The organism is Janthinobacterium sp. GW823-FHT06H09 (assembly GCF_058794735.1).
The window spans coordinates 104,408-122,696 of sequence record NZ_JBXAHC010000013.1; the positions used below are offsets into that span (position 1 = coordinate 104,408).

The following is an 18,289-nucleotide window of genomic DNA, read 5'->3' on the forward strand; positions in this document are numbered from 1 at the left end:
CGACGTTGTGCTTAGTTGCGTACCGGCTTACCGGTCTGCATCATGCCCATGATCCGTTCCTGGGTTTTCGGATGGTTCAACAGCTCCAGGAATGCCTTGCGTTCCATATCCAGCAGCCACTGTTCGCTGACGAAACTGCCCTGGTCCACGTCGCCGCCCGATACGATCTCGGCGATCATCTCGCCCAGCTTGAAATCGTGCGCCGAAATGAAGCCGCCGTCGCGCATGTTGACCAGCTGCGCCTTGATGGTGCCCCAGCCGTAGCGGCCCGTCACCTGGATCAGCGAAGGAAGCGCCGGACGGAAGCCCGCGTCGAACATGGCGCGCGCTTCGACCTTGGCCACGTGCAGCAGCTCGTAGGCGTTGAACACGATCACGTCGTCTTCCTTCAGGTAGCCCATCTTCTTCGCTTCCAGCGCCGATTTCGACACGTTGGCGGTGGCCGCATTGGTGAAGCCCGTTTTCAGGAATTGCAGGATATCGTTACCCTTGGCTTCCTTGTAGGCGCGCTGCGCCGCTTCCTTCAAGCCGCCGCCGGCTGGAATCAGGCCCACGCCCACTTCCACCAGGCCGATATACGACTCGATCGAGGCCACGCGCTTCGATGCGTGCAGCGCCAGCTCGCAACCGCCGCCCAGTGCCAGGCCAGCGACCGCGGCGATCACCGGCACGTTCGCGTATTTCAGCGACATGAAGGTGTTCTGCAGTTCGGCGATGATCGGATCGACGGCTTTCACGCCGCCTTGCATGAAGGCCGGCAGGGCCGATTGCAGGTCGGCGCCGGCCGAGAAGGCGCCGCCTTCGGCTGCGTCCGCGTGCCAGATCACCAGGCCCTTGAAGTTTTTCTCCGCTTCGGCCAATGCCAGTTTCAGGCCGTTGATCACGCCTTCGCCGATCACGTGCATCTTCGTCTTGAACGAGATGATCAGGACGTCGTCGCCCGTATGCCAGACGCGCACGGATTCGTCTTCGAAGACGGTGGTGCCGGCGGTCTTGCCGTCGATGGCGCCGCTGCCCAGCACGGGCGCGCGGAACTGCTGTCGGTCGTAGACGGACAGGTTAGAGCGTGGCACGAAGCTGTTCGACACGGCGGAATACGAACCTTCCGGCGTGTGCACGCCGCCTTTTTCAGCGACCGGGCCTTCGAAGACCCAGGCAGGCAACGGCGCGTTGCACAGCGCGTGGCCGGCGTCGATGTCTTCCTTGACCCAGTTGGCCACTTGCAGCCAGTTCGATGCCTGCCACGTTTCAAACGGGCCCACGTTCCAGCCGAAGCCCCAGCGCATGGCGAAGTCGATGTCGCGCGCGTTGTCGGCCACGGTGTCCAGATGGATGGCGATGTAGTGGAAAGCGTCGCGGAAGATCGCCCACAGGAACTGGCCTTGCGGATTCGTCGATTCGCGCAGCGCCTTCATCTTCTTGACCGGATCCTTTTCCTTCAGGATGCGGGCGATGATGTCGGCCGCCTTGGCGCCGCCGGCCACGTATTCACCGGTGGCGAAATCGAGGCGCTGGATTTCCTTGCCGACCTTCTTGTAGAAGCCCGCGCCGCTCTTCTGGCCCAGCGCGCCTTTTTCGACCAGCTGCGCCAGCACGGCCGGCGTCTTGTAGACGGCGGCGAACGGGTCGTTCGGCAGGTAGTCCTGCATGGTCTTGATCACATGGCCCATGGTGTCCAGGCCGACCACGTCCGCCGTGCGGAAAGTGCCCGATTTGGCGCGGCCCAGCTTGGAGCCGGTCAGGTCATCGACGACGTCCACGGACAGGCCGAATTTTTCCGCTTCATGCACGATGGCCAGGATGCCGAACACGCCCACGCGGTTGGCGATGAAGTTCGGCGTATCCTTGGCGCGGACCACGCCCTTGCCCAGGGTGGTGGTCAAAAAGCCTTCCAGCTGGTCGGCGATCTCGGGTTTGGTGAACGCGGTCGGGATGATCTCGACCAGGTGCATATAGCGCGGCGGATTGAAGAAGTGCACGCCGCAGTAGCGCGATTTCAGGTCGGCGTCGAAGCCTTCGGCCAGCTTGGTGATCGACAGGCCCGAGGTGTTCGAGGCGAAGATCGCGTTCGGGCCGATGTGCGGGGCCACCTTCTGGTACAGATCGTGTTTCCAGTCCATGCGCTCGGCGATGGCTTCGATGATCAGGTCGCAACCGGCCAGCAAGTCCAGGTTGTCTTCGTAGTTGGCCACCTGGATCAGCGCGGCGTCATCCTTGTTGCCCAGCGGCGCAGGCGACAGTTTTTTCAGGTTCTCGATGGCGCGCAGCACGATGCCATTCTTTGGACCTTCTTTTGCAGGCAGGTCGAACAGCACGACCGGCACTTTCGCGTTGATGCAATGGGCGGCGATCTGCGCGCCCATCACGCCGGCGCCGAGGACGGCTACTTTTTTAACGATGAAATTGGTCATATTTTCCTCAAGTCTTAGAACAGGTCTGCGTCGAGTGCCATCAGGTTGGCCGAACCGGAACGCGCCTGACGGATCAGGGTTGCCGTTTCAGGCTGCAAGCGGGCGAAGTAGAAACGTGCGGTAGCCAGTTTGGCGGTGTAGAACTTGTCGCCGCTGGATTCTTTTTCGAGGGCGATCTTGGCCATCTGCGCGAACAGGTAGCTGTAGATCATGTGGCCGACGACGCGCAGGTAAGGCACGCAGGCCGCGCCCACTTCGTCCGGATTCTGGAAGGCCTTCATACCGATTTCCATGGTCAGCTTGGTGACTTTGTCGCCCAGGTCGCCCAACGGGGTGACGAATTCGCTCATCGCTTCATCGGTGCCGTTGTCTTCGACGAAAGCCTTGATTTTTTCGCCGAACTTGCGCAGCTTGGCGCCGTTGTCGCCCAAGATCTTGCGGCCCAGCAGGTCCAGCGACTGGATCGTGTTCGTGCCTTCATAGATCATGTTGATGCGCGCGTCGCGCACATACTGCTCCATGCCCCATTCCGAAATGTAGCCGTGGCCGCCGAACACTTGCATCGCGTCCGAGGTGGCGATCCAGGCGTTGTCGGTGATGAAGGCTTTGATGACGGGGGTCAGCAGCGCCACTTCGTCGGCCGCTTCCTTGCGCACGTCGGCGTCCGGGTGGTGCAGTTCGCGGTCGATCTGCAGCGCCACGTACGAAGTGAAGGCGCGCGCGCCTTCGGCGTAGGCTTTGCCCGTCAGCAGCATGCGGCGCACGTCAGGGTGCACGATGATGCGGTCGGCCGGCAGTTCCGGGTTCTTGATGCCGGACAGCGAACGCATTTGCGTGCGGTCCTTGGCGTAGATCAGCGCGTTCTGGTAAGCGATTTCCGTCAGGCCCAGCGACTGCATGCCCACGCCCAGGCGGGCCGCGTTCATGAAGACGAACATGGCGTTGAGGCCCTTGTTCGGCTGGCCGATGATCCAGCCTTTCGCGCCGTCCAGGTTCATCTGGCAGGTCGAATTGCCGTGGATGCCCATTTTTTCTTCGATGGCGCCGCAGGTGATCGGGTTGCGCTCGCCGACCGTGCCATCCGCGTTCGGCAGGAATTTCGGTACCAGGAACAGCGAAATGCCTTTCGAGCCTTCCGGCGCGTCCGGCACGCGGGCCAGCACCAGGTGCAGGATGTTTTCCGCCATGTCGTGCTCGCCGGCCGAGATGAAGATCTTGTTGCCGGTGATGGTCCAGGAACCGTCCGCCTCAGGCAGCGCTTTCGAGCGCAGCAGGCCCAGGTCGGTGCCGCAGTGCGGTTCGGTCAGGCACATGGTGCCCGTCCATTCGCCCGACACCAGCTTCGGCAGGTAGACTTCCTTCTGGTGGTCGGTGCCGTGTTCCTTCAGGCACTCGTAGGCGCCGTGCGACAGGCCCGGGTACATGGACCAGGCCTGGTTCGACGAGTTCAGCATTTCATAGAACGAATTGTTCAGCACGACAGGCAAGCCCTGGCCGCCGTATTCCGGATCGCAAGCCAGCGCCGCCCAGCCGCCTTCGACGTACTGCTTGTAGGCTTCCTTGAAACCTTTCGGCGTGGTCACGCTTTTCGTGACGGGGTCGTGGTGGCAGCCTTCACGGTCGCCGGAGTGGTTCAGCGGGAACAATACTTCGGAGGTGAATTTGCCGCCCTCTTCCAGCACCTGGTTGATGATGTCGGCGTCGACGTCGGCGTACGACGGCATTTGCTTCAGTTCTTCTTCCACTTGCAGGAACTCATGCAGGACGAATTGCATATCCCGGATTGGCGCGACGTATTGACCCATAATTTTCTCCTGAAGGCGATTAGCTAAAGTGTTGTACTTGTAGTGCGTGTGCGTTGTTGCGGATACTGCCTGACGGCTTATTTACTTGTGGCGCAATTCTGGTACGACGCCAGCAGGCGGACAAATCCCGCTTGCGCCCGTTCGATGCTGCCCGGCACGCGCAGGAAGCGCGCGTCGTGATGCAGGGCCAGGATCAGGCCATACATCTCGTACACCAGCTGCTGGGCGTCCGTGTCCGCTTTCAGGTCGCCCGTGGCGATCGATTGCTCGACACAGCGCAGCAGCGCGCCCTGCCAGGCCCGCACCATGGCCACCAGGGCCTCGCGGATGGGACCGGGACGGTCGTCATACTCGACGGCGCCACTGATATAGATGCAGCCGGAAGCGATTTCCACGCTGACCCGCTTGACCCAGCGCGCAAACATCGATTGCAGGCGCTGGATGCCGCGTGGTTCTTTCATGCTGGGGAAAAAGACTTCTTGCTCGAAACGATAGTGATAAAGCTTCAGCACTTCCATCTGCAAGTCCTCGCGCGAGCCGAAGTGGGCAAACACGCCCGACTTGCTCATGTTCATTTTGTCCGCAAGCAGCCCAATCGTCAGGCCCTCCAGGCCGTCGCGGCTGGACAGGTCCAGCGCCACGTCGAGGATGGCTGCACGGGTCAGCTCGCCCTTGCGCATGAATTTGACTGAAGTATTCAAGATGTCCGTTCTAAAAGTGATGTTGCCGATTTGGCGGACTGAAGCGAGGGTAAAAAAAAAGCACGCTTCGAAAAAATCCGAACGCTCGTACTATTATCCACTACCACGTAAAAGTCAAACGGGAACTTTAGAGCCGGCGTTCTATTGGTGCAGCGCAGCATTTTCTGACTGCGTGTTTGTATCGGTTTCAAACGGCAAAAGCGCCGTGCGCCCTTGCCTTATAGTAACAATCGCGCCTCAGTCGAGGCCGCCAGCCTTGCTCAGTTGACGGCGGTCGCGCTTGGTCGGCCGCCCCTTGATGGTGGTGCCCGGCTCGCGGAACAGCTTGCGCTCCTCGGCCAGCTGCTCGCGGCGGGCGATGCTGGCCGGCGTTTCTTCATACAGCAGGCGCGCCACGGGTGCCGCGCCGCGCTTGTCGGACAGGCCCAGCACGGCCACTTCCCACGTCTCCGCGCCATTGTCGATGGCCAGCTCGTCGCCCACGCGCACGCTGCGCGCCGGTTTCACGCGCTCGCCGCCCACTTTGACCTTGCCCGTGTCGACGGCTTCGCTGGCCAGCGAGCGCGTCTTGAAGAAGCGCGCCGCCCACAGCCATTTGTCCAGCCTGACCGTTGTCATCTCGTTCATGCGTACTTGCCTACTGAAAAAATGCGCATCACCAGCCGGTACACGAGGAAGGCGGCTTCATAGCCGATGCGCCGGAAACGACCGATGTGCTTGAAATCATCCTGGTGAATCACGATGCCGTCGGCCACGCCTTGCTCGATATGCTGGCGCAGGCTTTGCGCGAAGGCCACGTCCTTGATCACCACGTTCGCTTCCTGGTTCAAAAACAGGCTCAGCGCGTCAATATTGCTCGAACCCACCGTCGCCCAGTCGTCGTCGACGACGGCCACCTTGGCGTGCAGCTGCGTCTTGCGGTATTCGACGATTTTCACGCCGGCAGCCAGCAGTTTCGGGTAAAACGAGTGCGCCACAGCATCTTGCATGCGGAATTCGCCCACGCCGATCAGCAGTACCACGTCGACGCCCCGCTGGGCCGCCTGGGCCAGGGCGTGGCGCAGCTTGTGACCGGGCGCGAAATACGGGTTGGCCAGCATCACGCTTTTCCTCGCCTGGCCCAGCGCCTGCAGGTAGGCGCGCTGGATGGTGCGGCGGTTGCGCAGGTTGTCGCGCACGACAAAACCGGCCACGACGGGGTTTTTCGCCAGCTCCTTGCTGACGACGCGCATCTTGCGGTACAGCTTGATACGCCGCACCAGGTTCATCTTGCCCAGGCGCGCCCACTGCGCCTGCACCTCTTCATGGATGGCGTCCACCAGCGGCCCCTTCACCTGCACGGCGAAATCCCAGCGCGGCGCTTCCAGGCTGATGCTGTGATCGTAGTCGCAAAACATGTCGTCGTTGATATTGATGCCGCCCACCAGGGCGATCTCGCCATCGGCGACGCAGATCTTGCGGTGCGTGCGCGTGATGCCGCGCCGGAACCAGGGATTGAAGATGCGGTGGTGCACGCCGGCCGCTTCCAGCTGCGCATGCATGGCCTTGACGCGGCGGTTGCCCGTGCCGAACCAGTCCGTGATCATGCACACCAGCACGCCGCGCGCAGCCGCCCGTTTCAGGGCGTCGAGCACCAGGGTGCCCGTGGCGTCATCGGCAAAGATATAGGTTTCGAAATAGACTTCCGAGCGCGCGCCGTCAATGGCCGCTATGAGCGCGGGAAAATAATCGGTGCCGCAATACAGCAGCTTGATGTCGTTGTGGGCGATGAAATTGACTGTGCGCATGCCGGCAGTCTACGCGAGTTTCAAAGCGGCAACTATCGGCGCGTGGTCCGACAGTTTGGCCCACAGGGTGCCATGCATCACTTGTGCACCTTCCACGTGGAAACCGCGCACATAGATGCGGTCCAGGCGGAACCACGGCAAGGCGGCGGGAAAGGTGCGTGCCGGTACGGGGACGGGTGTTTTCGTCTGGCGCCGCGCCAGAGTACGCACGAGGTCGCCCAGGGCCGAGTTCGATGCGCGCTGGTCAAACACTTCCACCACGCCCAGCGCATTGCGCAGCTTATCGCTGAGCGTGTTGCGCCAGTCGTTGAAGTCGCCCGCGATGATGACGGGTTCGCCATTCGGCGCCGATTCCATCACGGCGTCGATCAGCGCCTGCGTCTGCCGTCCCCGCCCCGACTCGAACAGGCCCAGGTGGACCACGTAGCAGTGCACGTCGGCCTGCGGCGTCTTGAGCACGCAATGCAGGATGCCGCGTTGCTCGTAGGCATGGTCGGACACGTCATGGTTGGTTTGCGAGGCGATGGGAAATTTGCTGAGCAAGGCGTTGCCATGGTGGCCATGGTCGTACACGGCATTCATGCCGTAGGCGGAATGGTGCTCGGCGCCGGCAAAGAATTCATGCTGCGACGCTTCCGGCCAATGCTTGTGGCCATTTTTCTCGGCGCCAAAGCGGGCCGCATTGCGGTCGTGCTTGCCTTGCACCTCTTGCAGGAAGACGACATCGGCATGGAACAGGGCGATCGCCTGCTTCAATGCGTGGACTCTGGGCAAGCCCCGCACGGAAGAGACGCCCTTGTGGATATTATAAGTTGCTACGCGGATTTTCATGCATGGATTCTACTCCCAGACGGGCCCCGCGCGGCGCCAGCGTAGGTGCGCGTGCGCACCTAATTCCTCGATTGGCTCGCCTTCGGCCTCGCCTGGCTCAGGCAAACATGCGCGCCAGGCCGCTGGCGACACTGACGCCGGCCGCCGCGATGCCGGCGGACCACACCACCTTGACCAGCAACGGTGCGCCGCGCCAGGCCACCGTGCGCTTGCCCTTGCTAAACATACCGGGATGCAACAGCAGTCCCACCACCATCAGCGGCAAGCCGACGGGCGGCGTGCGTTCGGGCGGCGTGTACAGGCTGGCCGCCACAATCACGACCAGGCACAGCGCCAGGCAGAATGTGCCGGCCAGTTTTTGTTGCAAGGAGAGATTAAACCAGTTCAACATGCAAGGCTTTCGAATGAGATCAACGATGGCGCGCCAGGCCCGTCATGGCCGGCAATTGCAGAATCGCTTCCGCGTTGGACGACGAGAAACAGCGGTCGGCCGCCGCCAGGTAGGGCAGCCACGCGTATTGCAAGTGTTCGCGCGGGCTCAGGGTGATGGCGACGTCGCGCGGCACTTGCACGCTGAACACGTGTTCCGTATTGCGCGTCACGCCGGGCGCATAGCGGTGGCGCCAGATCGGATAGATCTCGTACACATTCGACAATTTCCAGTCGCGCAGCACGATGTCGTTCCCATCGGCAACGATGCCCGTTTCCTCAAACAATTCGCGCGCGGCCGTCTGCAGCAGCGGTTCGTCGACGGCATCGACGGAACCCGTCACGGATTGCCAGAAACCGGGCTGGCCCGCGCGCTCGATCAGCAAGACGTCAAGGTCAGCCGTATGAATGACGACCAGCACGGAAACAGGGATTTTATGAGTCATATCAACAATGAAAAAGGCGCCACAACAGCGCCTTTTTTTGCATAGTGGATCAAACAGCGGCCGCCGGGGCAGCCGCATGCTTCATTACACTACTTTAGGCTCGGCGCTGCGCAAACGGATGTGCAGTTCACGCAATTGCTTTTCGTCAACTTCCGACGGCGCATGGGTCAGCAAGTCTTGCGCGCGCTGGGTTTTCGGGAAGGCGATCACGTCGCGGATCGATTCGGAACCCGTCATCATGGTCACGATACGGTCCAGGCCGAATGCCAGGCCGCCATGCGGTGGCGCGCCGTATTGCAGGGCGTCGAGCAGGAAGCCGAACTTCAGCTGCGCTTCTTCCGCATCGATCTTCAATGCGCGGAACACTTTCGACTGCACTTCTTCGCGGTGGATACGGATCGAACCGCCGCCCAGCTCCCAGCCGTTCAAGACCATGTCGTAAGCCTTGGCGATGCAGGCGCCCGGATCGCTTTCCAGCATGTCTTCATGGCCGTCTTTCGGCGCCGTGAATGGATGGTGGGTCGCCGTCCAGCGGTCCGCTTCTTCGTCGTGCTCGAACATCGGGAAGTCGACCACCCACAATGGCTTCCACACGTCTTCGAACAGGCCGGCTTTCTTGCCGAACTCGCTGTGACCGATTTTCACGCGCAGCGCGCCGATGGCGTCGTTGACGACTTTCGCCTTGTCGGCGCCGAAGAAGATCAGGTCGCCGTCTTGCGCGCCCGTCTGCTCAAGGATCGTGGCCAGCACGTCGGCAGGCAGGAACTTGACGATCGGCGACTGCAGACCTTCAGGACCCTTGGCTTTCTCGTTGACCTTGATGTAAGCGAGGCCCTTGGCGCCGTAGATGGCGACGAATTGCGTGTAGGCGTCGATTTCCGAACGGGGCATACTGCCGCCTTGCGGTACGCGCAGGGCCACCACGCGGCCGCCTTTCATGTTGGCGGCGCCGTTGAAGACCTTGAACTCGACCGACTTCATGACTTCGGTCAAGTCCGTGAAGGCCAGCTTGACGCGCATGTCCGGCTTGTCGGAACCGTACAGGCCCATCGCTTCGGCGAAATCCATCACCGGGAACGGGTTCGGCAGGTCGATGTTCAGGGTGTTCTTGAAGACGACGCGGATCATGTCTTCGAACAGGTCGCGGATTTCCTGTTCCGTCAGGAACGAGGTTTCGCAATCGATCTGCGTGAATTCAGGCTGGCGGTCGGCGCGCAAGTCTTCGTCGCGGAAGCACTTGGTGATCTGGTAGTAACGGTCGAAGTTGGCGACCATTAACAGTTGCTTGAACAACTGTGGCGATTGCGGCAAGGCGAAGAAGCTGCCGGCGTTCACGCGCGACGGCACCAGGTAATCGCGCGCGCCTTCTGGCGTGGACTTGGTCAGCATCGGCGTTTCGATGTCGATGAAGCCCAGCGCGTCGAGGTACTTGCGCACTTCCATCGTCACCTTGTAGCGCAGGCGCAGGTTGTTTTGCATTTGCGGGCGGCGCAGGTCCAGCACGCGGTGCGTCAGACGCGTCGTTTCCGACAGGTTGTCGTCATCGAGCTGGAACGGCACGGGCACGGAAGGGTTCAGCACTTCCAGTTCCGAGCAGACCACTTCGATCTTGCCCGACTTCAGGTTGTTGTTGATCGTGCCTTCGATACGGTTGGTCACGACGCCCGTCACGCGCAGGCAGAATTCGTTGCGCACGGCTTCGGCGACCTTGAACATCTCCGCTTGTTCCGGGTTGCAGACGATTTGCACCAGGCCTTCGCGGTCGCGCAAATCGATGAAAATCAGGCTGCCGTGGTCGCGGCGGCGATGTACCCAGCCGCACAGGCTGACGGTTTGTCCCAGCATGGCTTCGGTAACGAGGCCGCAGTATTCAGTACGCATAGACATAAAATTCTCAGTTCAGGTTAGTGAGTGTTCAATCCGGCCACGTCCCGCATGGGACGCCTGCCTTTATTCTTTGGCTGCCGGGGCCGGTACAGCAACAACTTCCGCAGGTGCCACCACGCCCATCGAGACGATATATTTGAGCGCCGCATCGACGCTCATGTCGAGTTCGACGACATCGCTGCGCTTCATCATCAGGAAAAAGCCTGACGTCGGGTTCGGCGTCGTCGGCACGTACACGCTGACATAGTCGCCCACCAGGTGGTTCGCCGCATCGCCGCCCGGCACGCCCGTCAGGAAAGCGATGGTCCAGGAGTTCTGGTGCGGATACGGCACCAGCACGGCCTTGCGGAAGGCATTGCCCGACGGGGAAAACAGGGTATCGGATACTTGCTTGACGCTCGAATACAGGGAATTGACGATGGGTATGCGTTGCAGCAATTTTTCCCACAGTTTCACCACGTAATTGCCGACCAGGTTATTCGTCAGCAAGCCCGTGAAGAACACGATCAGCACCGTCAATACCGTGCCCAGGCCGGGAATGGTGCTCAGCGCGGGAATCTTGTGGCCGAACCAGACGCTGGGCTGCGTACTGCCGGGCACCAGCAACAGCGACTGGTCCATCGTGCTGATGACCAGATTCAGCACCCAGGCCGTAATGGCCAGGGGCACCAAAATCAGTAATCCGGTAATAAAGTATTTACGCATCGGTTTCTCGGTAATGGATCGTATCGGCGCGGCGCGCTTTTCAGTCCGCTTTCGGCGTGGTGGCAGCAGGAGCGGGCGCAGGCGCAGCGGCAGGCGCGCTCTCGGCGGCCGGGGCGGGCTTGGCGTTATCGGCCGGGCCCGTCGGAATGGCCGTGGTGGGCGCCGTGCCGCCGCGGAAATCGGTCGCGTACCAGCCAGTGCCCTTCAATTGGAAACCGGCGGCCGTCAATTGTTTCTTGAAACTGGGCTTGCCGCACGACAGGCACACCGTCAGTACTGGATCGGAGATCTTTTGCAAGACATCCTTGGCAAAACCACACTCGTCACAACGGTAAGCGTAAATCGGCATCTCTACTCCGAGAAAAAACTTCAAAAACCCTGAATTATAAAGCTTTTCCTTTGTCGCCAGCGGAAAATGCCCCGCCCGCTTCAGTCCGCCCGGCGGCGCCAGCTCATCCAGCGCTCCTTGCCGGCGAAGACGGCAATGGAATCATCGACGGCCTCATCGGCCAGACAGTCGAAATGCGGCGCCAGCAATTCCTGCAGTTTCTCCCGCGAAATGCCGAACGGCGGCCCCTTGGCATTGTCGTCATAGAAAAAGTAGCCGGCCAGCATGGCGCCCGGCGCCAGCAGCTGCGCCCAGCGGGCCGCCACTTGCGGCCACATGGCGCGCGGCATGGCGCACAGAAAAGCCCGTTCATAGATCAGGTCCAGCGGTGCCTCGGGCTGCCAGGCAAAGAAATCCGCTTCCACCACCTGCCCTGCCCGCTCGCCCAGCTGGGCACGCGCGGCGGCCACGGCAGCCGGCGCAAAGTCGATGGCCGTGGCATCCCAGCCGTGATCGAGCATGAAGACCAGTTCATAGGCGGAGCCGCAGCCGGGTATCAGGCAGCGCAGCGCCGCCGGACTGCCGGCCACGAAGCGGCGCAGGCGGGACGGCACGCCGCCCTGGTCCCAGGGCGTGAATTGCTTTTCGAAACGCTCGTCCCAGAAGGCGGGCGAGAGCGGGTCGCGGTTGTGGAAGTCAGCCATCACTTACGTCCTGATCCAGTTAAAACGGCAGTTGATGCCAGCGCATGAATACTTGCAAGCCCAGCGCGCCGAGGGCGAAGGCGCCGACAAAGTACACGATAAAACTCAGCAAGCGGTTCGTCTGGCGTTGCTCCGCCAGCAAGGTTTTCATCAGTTCCACGTCGTTTTCACGCGGTTCGCCATGCACGGTCAAGGCCTGGTGCAGCAAGCGCGGCAGCTGCGGGAAAATGTGCGCATAACGGGGCGCCTCGGCGCGCAAGCGCTCCATGAAGCCTTGCGGGCCCACCTGGTTGCTCATCCATTTTTCCAGGTAGGGCTTGGCCGTTTGCCACAGGTCCAGTTCCGGATCGAGCTGGCGGCCCAGGCCTTCGATATTGAGCAGGGTCTTTTGCAGCAGCACCAGTTGCGGCTGCACTTCCACGTTGAAGCGGCGCGAGGTCTGGAAGAGCCGCAGCAATACTTGCCCAAAAGAAATATCCTTCAGCGGGCGGTCGAAGATCGGCTCGCAGCAGGCGCGCACGGCCGCTTCCAGCTCGTCGACGCGCGTGTCCTTCGGCGCCCAGCCCGATTCGATGTGCGCCTCGGCCACGCGCTTGTAGTCGCGGCGGAAGAAGGCGAGGAAGTTTTGCGACAGATAATCCTTGTCGTAGTCATTCAAGGTACCCACGATGCCGAAGTCGAGCGCGATGTAGCGGCCGAACGAGTCGGGCGCGATGGACACGAGAATGTTGCCCGGGTGCATGTCCGCGTGGAAAAAGCCGTCGCGGAACACTTGCGTGAAGAAAATCTCCACGCCATCGCTGGACAGTTTGCGCAAATCCACGCCGGCCGCCACCAGGCGCTCGGTCTGCGACACGGGGATGCCGTACATGCGCTCCATGACGATGACGCTGCTGGAACAATAATCCCAGTGCATTTCGGGCACCAGCAGCAAGTCCGAGTTGGCGAAGTTGCGGCGCAGCTGGCTGGCGTTGGCCGCCTCGCGCATCAGGTCCAGCTCGTCGTGCAGGTATTTGTCGAACTCGCCCACCACCTCTTTCGGTTTCAGGCGCTTGCTGTCGGCCCACAGGCGGCTGGTCCAGTCGGCGGCGATGTGCATCAGGGCCACGTCTTCGTCGATCAGCTTTTTCATGCCTGGACGCAAGACCTTCACGGCCACTTCGCGGCCGTCTTTCAAGGTGGCAAAGTGCACCTGGGCAATAGATGCGGACGCCACCGGCTCGCGCTCGAAGCGGGCAAACAGTTGATCGGGGTGCGCACCGAGCGACTTGGTGATTTGCGCGATGGCCAGGTCGGAATCGAACGGCGGCACCCGGTCTTGCAGGCGCGCCAGTTCTTCGGCGATGTCGGGCGGCATCAAATCGCGCCGGGTCGACAGCACCTGGCCGAATTTGACGAAAATCGGACCCAGCTCTTCCAGCGCCAGGCGCAGGCGCAAGCCCCGTGGCGACGACAGGTCGCGCCAGAAAATCAGGGTGTCGATCAATTTGGCGGTGCGGGGAACTTGCAGACCAGAAATCGCTATCTCATCCAGACCGTACTTGATGGAAACACGGATGATTTTAAACAGGCGCAGGAATTTCAATATCATGTAGACAAATCCGGTGAGGAGGACTGCGGCTGGACGGCGGCGGCCGCCTTTTCCAGCCGGGCAAGGCGCTTGGCCAGGCGTTCGACGTCATCGCGCACGCGCGTCACGCCAGCGGAATACTCTTGCAGGGTAGAAGGACGGATCAGCATCGGCTGTTCGTCGAGAAAGTATTCGGCCACGTTTTCTGCCAGCTTTTGCTGGCCCGTACGCACAAAGGCGGCGGCATCTTTCGCACCGGAAACAAGGCGCGTGGCCAGCATGGGACCGACGACCTTTTCCAGGTCGTGCTCGGCTTCCCAGCGCAAACCCTTGCTCAATTGCGAAATCGCATTGGCAAACTCGGCATCGCCTTCGATCTTGACGTAGGAAAACGCCCGCTCGCGGTTTTGCAGGATCAGCGGCACATCGGACAATTTCACGCGGATGGTCACATTGGCAACTACGTCCGCCGGTGCCGCCTCCAGCATGCCGGCGCTGTCGACGCGCAGGCGCAAGGCCACGGCGCCCGTATCGATGCAGGCCAGCTTGCCGGCGTGCACGGCCAGCTGCTGGCGCGCCCACGGCTCTTGCGCCAGCAAATGGTTGATAGTGGCGATGACGGGCGTCATCAGGGAAAGATCGGAAAGTGGTGCCATCGTGTGCCTGCGCGCCAAACGCGCCCCTAAAAATGAAAAACCGCCCGTACAACAACGCGGGCGGTTTCGATCTTACCAGTTCAGCAGGAAATATCTGTTAAGCATCATGCATTGCGCATGAACTTAAGCCATTATTCAGCAAGTTTTTACAATTAATTCAATTGCTGGATGCCTGCCAGGACCCAGCCGCTGTTGCCGCTGACGGGTTTCGACATATTCCACACTTCCGCAAACGGTTCCGCTGCCGCGCCCGGCGCCGAACGGATCAGGCCCGTAAATTTCACGCTGGCCAGGTAATCGTTGACGCTCGTCTCGATACCGAGCAATTCGGCGTCGATGGTGACGACATCCGTAAAGTCCGGCTGCGCGCCCCGTTCCTGGATTTGCATGCGCAGTTCCGCATACACTTCCGGCGACGTGAATTCGCGGATATCGTTGACGTCGGCCTTGTCCCAGGCCGCTTGCAAGCGAATGAAATTGCTTTTCGCGTGGCGCAGGAAGGCTTCCTTGTCGAAGTCGCCTGGTACGCCCCATGGCGCGGCAACCGGTGCCGGCTTGTCCAGGCCGACGCCGGACGAGACGGGTTGCAGCGGCGGCAGCGGCGGGATGTGCGAACCGATATCGGGCACGTTGCCGGCCGGTGCAGGCTGGTTGCCGAAACCGGCGAACGGCGCATTGCCGGCGTTAGTGTCGCGTTTGCCGCGCACCATGCGGTAGATGAAGAAGGCCACGCCGGCCAGCAAAGCCACCATCAGCAGGGTGCTGATCATGCTGGCCAGGGCGCCGCCCAGGCCAAAATGCGACAGCAAGGCGCCCAGACCCAGGCCCAGCAAGGCGCCGCCCAGCAAGCCTTTCCAGCGGCTCGGCGCCTTGGCGGCAGGCGCCGGTGCGGGGGCAGGAGCCGGTTGTGCCTGGCGCGGCGCGGCAGCCGGCGCCGGGGTGGGCGCAGGTGCAGGCGCCTGGCGGCCCACGTTTTGCGACTGGCGGCCAAACGAACGGCCACCGCCCATGGGACGGGCCAGCGCCTCGCCCAGCATGGATACCGTGGTCGCGGCCAGCATCATGCCGACCATAAATTTCTTCAATTTCATTCCATCTCCTAAAATCACCAACGTTGATGCATTACATCTTGATACCGGTGTGCAAAGCGGCAATGCCTGCCGTCAAATTGTAGTACTGCACGCGTTCCAGGCCCGCCGTTTCCATCATGGTCTTCAAGGTTTCCTGGTCCGGGTGCATGCGGATCGATTCGGCCAGATAGCGATAGCTTTCCGCGTCGCCGGCGATTTTCTGGCCGAACCACGGCAAGACCGAGAACGAATACAGGTCGTACGGCTTTTGCAGGGGCGCTGCCACCTTGGAAAATTCCAGCACCAGCAGCTTGCCGCCCGGTTTCAGCACGCGGCGCATTTCCGCCAGCGCCACGTCCTTGTGCGTCATGTTGCGCAGGCCGAAGGCCACGCTGACGCGGTCGAAATAATTATCGGGGAATGGCAGTTTTTCCGCGTCACACAACAAGGTGGGGGTGAGCAAGCCGCGATTCAAGAGGCGGTCGCGGCCCACGCGCAACATCGATTCATTGATATCGGTCAGCCAGACTTCGCCCGTAGGGCCCGCCTGCTTGGCGAACGCCTTCGACAGGTCGCCCGTGCCGCCGGCGATGTCGAGCACCTTGAAACCGGGGCGCACGCCCGCGTTGGCGATGGTAAACGTCTTCCACAGACGGTGCAGCCCGCCCGACATCAAGTCGTTCATCACGTCGTATTTGGCAGCGACGGAATGGAACACCTTGGCGACTTCGCGCACTTTGTCGTCTTCTGCAACTGTTTTGTATCCGAAATGGGTCGTATTGGTCATGGTAGGCAGTCTGTTTGAACTTGCATGCATTATACAAGCGGCAGGCGCATTTCCCCGTGACGCCGGAGAAGGTATTGCCTTTCCACTGCATTCGAAGCCAGCATGGCCGCCCGCGCATACGCGGCCAGCGCCCCCGGCCGGTCGCCCTGGCGGCGCAGCAAGTCGGCCCGGGCCGCGTGCAGATAATGCGAGTTGACAAGGCTGGGAACGGCTTCGAGCCGCGCCAGCCAGGCCAGCCCGTGTGCCGCGCCGTGCGCCATGGCGCAGGCGATCACGGCATTGAGCAAAATCATGGGTTCCGGCTTGTGCCGCAGCAAGGCGCCATACAGGGCGCTGATCTGGCGCCAGTCCGTCCCGCTGGCTGTGGGCGCTTGCGCGTGCAAGGCGGCAATGGCGGCCTGCAGCTGATACGGCCCTGGCGCGCGCGCCGGCAAGGCCAGCGCCAGCACGGCCAATCCCTCGGCAATCAGGGCGTCATCCCACAGGCGCCGGTCCTGCTCTTCCAGGGTCAGCAGTTCACCGCCTGGCGAGAGGCGGGCGGGGCCGCGCGACGCCTGCAGCAGCATCAGGGCCAATAACCCCTGCACTTCCGGCTGGCCGGGCTGCAGGCTGTCCAGCAGCCGCCCCAGGCGCAGCGCTTCCGCGCACAGGTCCGCGCGCAGCAACGTGTCGCCGCCGCTGGCGCAATAGCCTTCGCTGAACACCAGGTAAATCACGTGCAGTACTTGCGCCAGCCGCGGCTGCAGCTCTTGCTCCGGCGGCAACTCGAAAGGGATACGGGCTTCGGCGATCTTGCGTTTGGCGCGCAACAAGCGCTGCGACAGGGCCGCTTCCGCCACGCCGAAGGCGCGTGCGATCTCGCCCGTGGACAGGCCACACAGGGTGCGCAGGGCCAGCGCCACCTGCGCCTCGGGCGCCAGCGCGGGATGGCAGCAGATGAACAGCAGGCGCAGGCGGTCGTCTTCGATAGGCTGCGCGTCAACAGTCTCGACCGCAGGCAGGCACGACAGCACGGCCTCGGCATCGCTGACGCTCTTGCCCGCCCGGCGTACGTGGTCGAGAGCCGCGTTACGCGCCACGGCACTGAGCCAGGCGGCGGGATTGCCGGGGATGCCTGTGCGCGGCCACAGTTCCAGCGCCTTGCGGCACGCTTCCTGCAGCACATCTTCCGCCAGGCCCAGGTCGCCGAAGCGCCGCATCAGGCCGGCCAGCACCCTGCCCTTTTCCAGGCGAAAGACGTGCTCGACGGCCACAATGGCGTCGCCGGCCATGGCTATGCCGTGACAGGCCGCACTTCGATGGTGCCCAGGGATGCCGCCGGACAACGCCCGGCCCAGGCCAGCGCCTCGTCGAGGTGGGCGCAGTCGAGCAGATAGTAGCCGCCCAGCTGCTCCTTGGTTTCCGCGAACGGCCCATCCGTGATGACAGGCTTGCCATTGCGCACGCGCACGCTGGTGGCGCTGCCCACCGGCGCCAGCTCGGCCCCGCCGCGCAGCACGCCGGCCGCTTCCAGCGCCTGCGTGTAGCTGGCAAAGTCGGCCATCAGGCTGGCCATCTGCCCTTCCGGCATGGATGCATAACGGGATTCATCGGCGTAGATCAGGATCATGTATTCCATAGTCTCTTCTCCAAAGAAAAATGCCCGCAAGCGCGGGCATTCATACGACGAATGGGGCGGCGGCAATCCGACAAGATTACCGCATTATTTTTAATTAATGCTTATGGCCGCAGCTGGGTCCATGCACGTGGCCGCCGGAAGATTGCTTGACCGTCATGTCGGCCTTGGCGTCGCGGCCGCTGTCGCCCGGGTAGCCGGCCGCCGCCAGCTGGTCAAGGTAGGCTTGCCACAGTTTGTCCTTTTCCGCGCCCAGCTTGTACAGATAAGCCCAGGTGTACAGGCCGGAATTGTGGCCGTCGCTGAAGGTGGGCTGCACGGCGTAGTTGCCGACGGGCTCGATGCCCGTGATGCCGACCAGGCGCTTACCTAATTGCAAGGTTTCCTGGCCCTTGCCATGGCCCTGCACTTCGGCCGATGGCGAATACACGCGCAGGTATTCGAACGGCAGCGCAAATGTGCTGCCATCGTCGAAAGCCACGTCGAGCACGCGCGACTGGTTGTGCACGGTCAAGCCGGTCGGTTGGGGCGTTGCTGTTTTTTCGGTCATGACGATA

General features: G+C 62.0%; 19 protein-coding genes. All 19 read right to left on the reverse strand.

The window, feature by feature from the left end; translation table 11 throughout:
- Positions 1-11 precede the first annotated feature (11 nt).
- Entirely contained in the window at positions 12-2,411 is a 2,400-nt protein-coding gene (locus tag AC1Q6X_RS21690) for a 3-hydroxyacyl-CoA dehydrogenase/enoyl-CoA hydratase family protein (RefSeq protein ID WP_070292368.1), read from the reverse strand.
- A gap of 14 nt (positions 2,412-2,425) precedes the next feature.
- Positions 2,426-4,216, reverse strand: coding sequence for an acyl-CoA dehydrogenase C-terminal domain-containing protein (locus AC1Q6X_RS21695; RefSeq protein WP_034753387.1), 1,791 nt, complete (start codon positions 4,214-4,216; stop codon positions 2,426-2,428).
- A 77-nt stretch (positions 4,217-4,293) separates the two neighbouring features.
- On the reverse strand, positions 4,294-4,896 hold the full coding sequence (locus AC1Q6X_RS21700) for a TetR/AcrR family transcriptional regulator (protein ID WP_070312530.1): 603 nt from the start codon (positions 4,894-4,896) through the stop codon (positions 4,294-4,296).
- A 258-nt stretch (positions 4,897-5,154) separates the two neighbouring features.
- Positions 5,155-5,544, reverse strand: coding sequence for an RNA-binding S4 domain-containing protein (locus AC1Q6X_RS21705; RefSeq protein WP_070312529.1), 390 nt, complete (start codon positions 5,542-5,544; stop codon positions 5,155-5,157).
- The gene (clsB, locus tag AC1Q6X_RS21710; protein WP_070221631.1) at positions 5,541-6,704 is read right to left on the reverse strand and encodes a cardiolipin synthase ClsB; all 1,164 of its coding nucleotides are present in this window, start codon (positions 6,702-6,704) and stop codon (positions 5,541-5,543) included. The genes AC1Q6X_RS21705 and clsB overlap by 4 nt, the downstream gene beginning before the upstream one ends.
- Before the next feature lie 9 nt (positions 6,705-6,713).
- Positions 6,714-7,535, reverse strand: a complete 822-nt coding sequence (locus AC1Q6X_RS21715) for an endonuclease/exonuclease/phosphatase family protein (RefSeq protein ID WP_070221632.1) — start codon at positions 7,533-7,535, stop codon at positions 6,714-6,716.
- 97 nt (positions 7,536-7,632) lie between these two features.
- Positions 7,633-7,926, reverse strand: coding sequence for a hypothetical protein (locus tag AC1Q6X_RS21720; protein ID WP_099409257.1), 294 nt, complete (start codon positions 7,924-7,926; stop codon positions 7,633-7,635).
- Between the two features lie 19 nt (positions 7,927-7,945).
- Positions 7,946-8,410, reverse strand: a complete 465-nt coding sequence (gene nudB / locus AC1Q6X_RS21725) for a dihydroneopterin triphosphate diphosphatase (RefSeq protein WP_492498373.1) — start codon at positions 8,408-8,410, stop codon at positions 7,946-7,948.
- Positions 8,411-8,494: 84 nt separating this feature from the next.
- The gene (gene aspS / locus AC1Q6X_RS21730; RefSeq protein WP_070221635.1) at positions 8,495-10,291 is read right to left on the reverse strand and encodes an aspartate--tRNA ligase; all 1,797 of its coding nucleotides are present in this window, start codon (positions 10,289-10,291) and stop codon (positions 8,495-8,497) included.
- A 69-nt stretch (positions 10,292-10,360) separates the two neighbouring features.
- The gene (locus AC1Q6X_RS21735) at positions 10,361-11,002 is read right to left on the reverse strand and encodes a DUF502 domain-containing protein (protein WP_070292364.1); all 642 of its coding nucleotides are present in this window, start codon (positions 11,000-11,002) and stop codon (positions 10,361-10,363) included.
- Positions 11,003-11,042: 40 nt separating this feature from the next.
- On the reverse strand, positions 11,043-11,351 hold the full coding sequence (locus AC1Q6X_RS21740) for an FmdB family zinc ribbon protein (RefSeq protein WP_230506580.1): 309 nt from the start codon (positions 11,349-11,351) through the stop codon (positions 11,043-11,045).
- 80 nt (positions 11,352-11,431) lie between these two features.
- Positions 11,432-12,034 carry a methyltransferase gene (locus AC1Q6X_RS21745; protein ID WP_492498374.1) on the reverse strand — a complete coding sequence of 201 codons (603 nt, stop codon included), beginning with the start codon at positions 12,032-12,034 and terminating at the stop codon, positions 11,432-11,434.
- A gap of 19 nt (positions 12,035-12,053) precedes the next feature.
- The gene (gene ubiB / locus AC1Q6X_RS21750) at positions 12,054-13,625 is read right to left on the reverse strand and encodes a ubiquinone biosynthesis regulatory protein kinase UbiB (protein ID WP_070221638.1); all 1,572 of its coding nucleotides are present in this window, start codon (positions 13,623-13,625) and stop codon (positions 12,054-12,056) included.
- Positions 13,622-14,260, reverse strand: coding sequence for a ubiquinone biosynthesis accessory factor UbiJ (locus AC1Q6X_RS21755; RefSeq protein ID WP_070292362.1), 639 nt, complete (start codon positions 14,258-14,260; stop codon positions 13,622-13,624). The genes ubiB and AC1Q6X_RS21755 overlap by 4 nt, the downstream gene beginning before the upstream one ends.
- Positions 14,261-14,412: 152 nt before the next feature.
- Positions 14,413-15,351: a Tim44 domain-containing protein gene (locus tag AC1Q6X_RS21760; RefSeq protein WP_070292361.1), complete on the reverse strand. Its 939-nt coding sequence runs from the start codon at positions 15,349-15,351 to the stop codon at positions 14,413-14,415.
- A gap of 31 nt (positions 15,352-15,382) precedes the next feature.
- Positions 15,383-16,117: a bifunctional demethylmenaquinone methyltransferase/2-methoxy-6-polyprenyl-1,4-benzoquinol methylase UbiE gene (ubiE, locus tag AC1Q6X_RS21765; protein WP_034753359.1), complete on the reverse strand. Its 735-nt coding sequence runs from the start codon at positions 16,115-16,117 to the stop codon at positions 15,383-15,385.
- Between the two features lie 29 nt (positions 16,118-16,146).
- Positions 16,147-17,388: an RNA polymerase sigma factor gene (locus tag AC1Q6X_RS21770; protein ID WP_492498375.1), complete on the reverse strand. Its 1,242-nt coding sequence runs from the start codon at positions 17,386-17,388 to the stop codon at positions 16,147-16,149.
- Between the two features lie 2 nt (positions 17,389-17,390).
- Positions 17,391-17,735 (reverse strand): YciI family protein, encoded by a 345-nt coding sequence (locus tag AC1Q6X_RS21775; RefSeq protein ID WP_070221642.1) that lies wholly within the window; start codon positions 17,733-17,735, stop codon positions 17,391-17,393.
- Between the two features lie 94 nt (positions 17,736-17,829).
- Positions 17,830-18,282 (reverse strand): gamma-butyrobetaine hydroxylase family protein, encoded by a 453-nt coding sequence (locus AC1Q6X_RS21780; RefSeq protein WP_070221643.1) that lies wholly within the window; start codon positions 18,280-18,282, stop codon positions 17,830-17,832.
- Positions 18,283-18,289: the final 7 nt, after the last annotated feature.